We start from the raw sequence: 5,251 nt of genomic DNA on the forward strand, positions 1-5,251 counted from the left end.
TCGGTCGCCTACCCCCGTGCGGGTTCAACCCCGCCCGGCCGCCGGCCTCAAGCCGCCTGCGACTGTTCCTTGCGCGGACCTTCCTTCAACGCGCGGCCCACCAGCCCGACCAGCAGGTCCAGCTCTTCGCTGTCCATGCCGAAATGCGGGGTGAAGCGCAACGAGTTCTCGCCGCCGTGGATGACGTTGATGCCGTGGTTGCGCAACCATTCCTCGGTGGAACCGGTGCCGTAACACTTGAACTGGGGCGCCAGTTCGCAGGAGAACAGCAGGCCGGTGCCCTGCACCTTGGTGATCAGCCCGCCCAGCTCGGACTTGAGCTGCTCCAGCTTGCGCACCGCTTCCTCGCCACGCACGCGGATGTTCTCGCGCACCTGCGGGGTCAGCAGCGACAGGGTGGCGCAGGCCACGTCCAACGCACGCGGGTTGGAGGTCATGGTGTTGCCGTAGATGCCCTTGCGGTACAGATGCGCGGCATGTTCGGTGACCGCCAGTACGGAAAGCGGGAACTGGGCGGCATTGAGCGCCTTGGAGTAGGTCTCCATGTCCGGCACGTCCAGGCCTTCGAAGCCGGGGTAGTCGACGATGGAAAGCACGCCGTGCGCACGCAGGCCGGCCTGGATCGAGTCGAGCAGCAGCAGGCTGCCGTGCTGGCGGGTCAGTTCGCGGGCCAGCGCGTAGAAGGCCGGCGGCACCGAGCGGCCCGGGTCGCCTTCGCCCATCACCGGCTCCAGGAACACCGCCTCGATGAACCAGTGGTTCTGCTCTGCCTCGGCGAAGACGCGCTTGAGTGCCTCCTCGTCGTACGGGGCGATGGCGATCACCGAGTCTTCGCCGCGGTAGCTGGCCAAGTGCTGCACATAGGTCTTGCGGCTGGAGTCGGAGTACAGGCCGGGACGATCGGTACGCCCGTGGAAGCTGCCCTTGATGACCACGCGCTTGATCTTGGCGCCGGCATGGCGCGCGCCCGGGTCGGTCTGCAGTTTTGCGTTGACGTCGGCGATGCGCGCGGCCAGGCCGACCGCTTCAGAGCCGGAATTCAGGCACATGAAGTGGCTGTACGGGCAGCCGCCGCGACGGTGCCCGATCTCCTTGCGCAGGGCCTTGATGAAGCGCTGCTGGGACAGGTTCGGGGTCATCACGTTGGCCATTACCTGCGGGGCGGCCATGGCCGCCATGACCGCCTCGGGGGTGTGGCCGAAACCGAGCATGCCGTAGCCGCCAGCGTCGTACAGCACCGCCCCCTTCAGGGTGACCACCCACGCACCGCGGGCGGCGAGGGCGACATACGGGGTGACCGCATCGTCGGCGTAGAAATTGACGAAGCCATCCTGCATCGCCTCGATCTGGGCGCGTTCGTCCAGCGCCAGCAGGTCGCCCAGGTCGGCGCGGACGCGCTCGAATTCGGCGGCGGCAGCGTCGATCGCGGCGATCAGCTGCGGGTGGCCGGCACCCAGGCGCTCCAGGCTGGCGTCATCCAGGCCGGCGGTGAGGCGGGTGCCGGGCTGGGCGCGAAGGGGGGCAAGACGTTCGATGAAGCTCATTGCAGATCTCCTGAAACGATTGGCGGCACGGCGGAAACGCAAAACGCGCGTCTATTCGCGCGCGCTGGGGGCATTCCTGCTCGTGCATCTAACTTCCAGCCCGATGCTAGCACGCGCTTTTTCGCGCGATAACCCCGCGAAAACTGTTGCATAGCAGCATTTTGCGCGACGTTTGCCTGTCGCTGCGCCGCCGCGGAGGGCCGGTCGTACAATGGCCGACATTGCCTACACGTTGCCGTGCGCTCCCTTGAAGAAGTCCGATTTCAATTACGAACTCCCGCCTGAATTGATCGCCCAGGCGCCCCTCGCCGAGCGCTCCGCCAGCCGCCTGATGCTGGTGCCGCCGGCCCCCGCCGCGTTCGAGCACCGCCAGGTGCGCGATCTGCCCGACCTGCTGCGTGCCGGCGATCTGCTGGTCTTCAACGATACCCGGGTCATTCCCGCGCGCCTGTTCGGGCAGAAGGCCAGCGGCGGGCGCGTCGAAATCCTGATCGAGCGCCTGCTCGGCGCCCAGCAGGCGCGGGCCCAGGTCGGGGCCAGCAAGTCGCCCAAACCGGGCAGCCGGATCGCGCTGGATGCCGGTGGCGAGGCCGAGGTGCTGGGCCGCGATGGCGAATTCTATGTGCTGCAGTTCCACGTGCCGGAGGCACTGGAGCAGTGGTTGCTGCACGCCGGTCGCCTGCCGTTGCCGCCGTACATCCAGCGCGAGCCGGGCGTGGACGACCGCGAGCGCTACCAGACCGTGTTCGCCCGTGAAATCGGCGCGGTGGCCGCCCCGACCGCGGGCCTGCACTTCGACGAGGCACTGCTGGCCACGCTGAAGGCCAGGGGCATCGATTTCGGCCATGTGACCCTGCATGTGGGGGCGGGCACGTTCCAGCCGGTGCGGGTGGACGACCTCAAGGAGCATGTGATGCACCGCGAGTGGCTGAACGTGGGCGCCGAACTGGTCCAGCAGGTGCGCCGCACGCGCGCTGCCGGCGGCCGGGTGATCGGCGTGGGCACCACGGTGGTGCGTGCACTGGAAAGCGCGATGCGCGATGGCGAGCTGCTGCCGTATGCCGGTGAGACCCAGATCTTCATTACCCCGGGTTACCGGATCCACAGCGTGGATGCGATGGTCACCAACTTTCACCTGCCCGAAAGCACCCTGTTGATGATGATTTCGGCGTTTGCCGGCAAGGAACGGGTGTTCGAGGCGTACCGGGCCGCCATCGCAGAGAAATACCGCTTCTTCAGCTATGGCGATGCGATGTTGCTGTTCCCGCAGGCCTAGCCGACCAACGGTCGGCGCTACGGTCGGGAGGGTAGCCGACCAACGGTCGGCTCTACGGTTGGGTGGGTGGCCGACCAACGGTCGGCTCTACGGGCGAGCGCAGGCGGGGGCTTTTCGGCGACAATGGGCCATTATTTGCCCGAATCCCGCTCCATGTCCCGACTCCAGTTCCAGCTCCAGACCACTGACGGTCGCGCCCGCCGCGGCCGCCTGACCTTCCCGCGCGGTACCGTGGAGACCCCGGCATTCATGCCCGTGGGCACCTATGGCTCGGTCAAGGGCATCCTGCCGGAGCAGATCCGGGCGCTGGGCGCGGAAATCATCCTGGGCAACACCTTCCACCTGTACCTGCGCCCCGGTCTGGACGTGATCGCCGACCACGGCGGTCTGCACGGCTTTGCGCGCTGGGATGGCCCGATCCTGACCGATTCGGGTGGTTTCCAGGTGTTCTCGCTGGCGCACCGCCGCAAGATCACCGAGCAGGGGGTCACCTTCTCCTCGCCGACCGACGGCGCACGCGTCTTCCTCGGGCCGGAAGAAAGCATGCGCATCCAGAAGGTGCTCGACTCGGACATCGTGATGATCTTCGACGAGTGCACCCCGTACCCGGCCACCGAGCCGGTCGCGCGGACCTCGATGGAACTCAGCCTGCGCTGGGCCCAGCGCAGCCGCAACGCGCACGACGAACTGGGCAATGATGCGGCGCTGTTCGGCATCGTCCAGGGCGGGGTCCACCATGACCTGCGCAGCCGCTCGGCCGAGGGCCTGCAGCAGATCGGCTTCGACGGCTACGCCATCGGCGGCCTGGCCGTGGGCGAGCCCGAGCACGAGCGCAACGCCATGCTCGACCACATGCACCCGATCCTGCCCGCCGACCGCCCGCGCTACCTGATGGGCGTGGGCCGCCCGGAGGACCTGGTGGAAGGCGTCGCCCGCGGGGTGGACATGTTCGATTGCGTGATGCCCACCCGCAACGCCCGCAACGGCCACTATTTCACCTCGTTCGGCACCGTGCGCATCCGCAACGCCCGCTACGAGCGCGACATGGACACCATCGAGCCGGGCTGCGGTTGCCACGCCTGCACCAGCGGTTACACCCGCTCGTACCTGCGCCACCTGGACCGCTGCAACGAGATGCTGGCGCCGATGCTGGGGACCATCCACAACCTGTATTACTACGAAAAGCTGATGGCCGACATGCGCGCGGCCATCGCGGCGGGAACCTTTGCCGCCTTCCGCGAGTCCTTCTACGCGGCCCGTGGCGCGGCTACCCCGCCGCTGTAGACCCTCCACGCAGCACCGACCGCCGCGCCGACCCTGCCAAAGGGCCCGAGGACGAACTCCCGGGGCCATGGCATACTTCGTGGCTGACCCGTTTCGCGGCGACACCCAGGCCCACCAGGGCAGGGCGCCTCCCAACCCAAGGACACCAACATGAACCTGATCGCTTTCCTGATTCCTGCCGCCCACGCCCAAGCCGCTGGCGGCCAGCCGGGCGGTGGTATGGGTCTGACCACGCTGCTGTTCCCGATCATCCTGATCGCGATCATGTACTTCCTGATGATCCGCCCGCAGATGAAGCGTCAGAAGGAACACAAGGCGATGCTGGAGAAGATCAAGCGCGGCGACGAAGTGCTGACCAACGGCGGCATCGCCGGCGTGGTCACCGACATCGGCGACAACTTCATCACCATCGAAGTGGCCGACAACGTGCGCATCCGCGTGCAGAAGGGCGCCGTGGGCAACGTGCTGCCGACCGGCACGCTGAAGTCGGCCAACTGAGCCACTCCTTTTCCGAAGCACAACCGCGGCGCCGGGATGGGCGCCGCGCGGGACCCAAGCAATGCTCGAATTTCCACGCTGGAAGTATTTCCTCATCCTGATCGTGCTGGCGCTCAGCACCCTGTACGCGCTGCCCAACGTCTACCAGAAGGACCCGGCCGTCCAGATCACCGCCAACCGTGGCGGGCAGATCGACGACGCGCTGCGTGACCGCGTGCTGGCCGACCTGGCCAAGGCCGGGGTCAAGACCATTGGCGCGGAGAAGGAAGGCGACAGCCTGATCGTCCGCCTGGCCGACCTGCAGTCGCAGGCCGCCGCCAGCGATACCCTGCGCGACAGCGTGGGTGAGGACTATGTGGTGGCCCTGAACCTGGCCTCGACCGTGCCGGAGTGGCTGGCCAAGCTGGGCGGCAGCCCGATGGTGTTGGRCCTGGATCTGCAGGGCGGCGTGCACTTCGTGCTGCAGGTCGACCAGAAGGCCGCGCTGGACAAGCGCCTGGATGCCTACGCCGAAGACGTGCGCAGCAGCCTGCGCGATGCCCGCATCGCCTACCAGTCGGTGGAGCGTCGTGCGGACAACAGCATCATCGCCACCATCAGCCCGTCCGCCGGTGCCGAAGCGGTCACCCGCGCCCGCGAGGTGATGGCC

The 5,251-nt window shown here is 67.5% G+C and carries 4 protein-coding genes and 1 pseudogene; 4 read left to right on the top strand and 1 reads right to left on the bottom strand.

Features of this window, described 5'->3' with window-relative positions:
* Positions 1-47: 47 nt before the first annotated feature.
* Positions 48-1,544, bottom strand: coding sequence for an aminotransferase class III-fold pyridoxal phosphate-dependent enzyme (locus tag AC1DQP_RS15955; RefSeq protein WP_478051988.1), 1,497 nt, complete (start codon positions 1,542-1,544; stop codon positions 48-50).
* Positions 1,545-1,755: 211 nt separating this feature from the next.
* Here AC1DQP_RS15955 and queA point away from each other — a divergent pair, with 211 nt between their 5' ends.
* From queA to secD, 4 genes and pseudogenes are all read left to right on the top strand, one after another.
* Positions 1,756-2,820: a tRNA preQ1(34) S-adenosylmethionine ribosyltransferase-isomerase QueA gene (queA, locus tag AC1DQP_RS15960; RefSeq protein WP_457318664.1), complete on the top strand. Its 1,065-nt coding sequence runs from the start codon at positions 1,756-1,758 to the stop codon at positions 2,818-2,820.
* 153 nt (positions 2,821-2,973) lie between these two features.
* Positions 2,974-4,104, top strand: a complete 1,131-nt coding sequence (gene tgt / locus AC1DQP_RS15965; RefSeq protein WP_478051989.1) for a tRNA guanosine(34) transglycosylase Tgt — start codon at positions 2,974-2,976, stop codon at positions 4,102-4,104.
* Positions 4,105-4,254: 150 nt separating this feature from the next.
* Entirely contained in the window at positions 4,255-4,602 is a 348-nt protein-coding gene (gene yajC, locus AC1DQP_RS15970; RefSeq protein WP_256773999.1) for a preprotein translocase subunit YajC, read from the top strand.
* Between the two features lie 61 nt (positions 4,603-4,663).
* Positions 4,664-5,251 (top strand): annotated as a pseudogene (secD, locus tag AC1DQP_RS15975) (protein translocase subunit SecD); the annotation flags it as partial.

Source organism: Stenotrophomonas sp. P5_A8 (assembly GCF_056400545.1).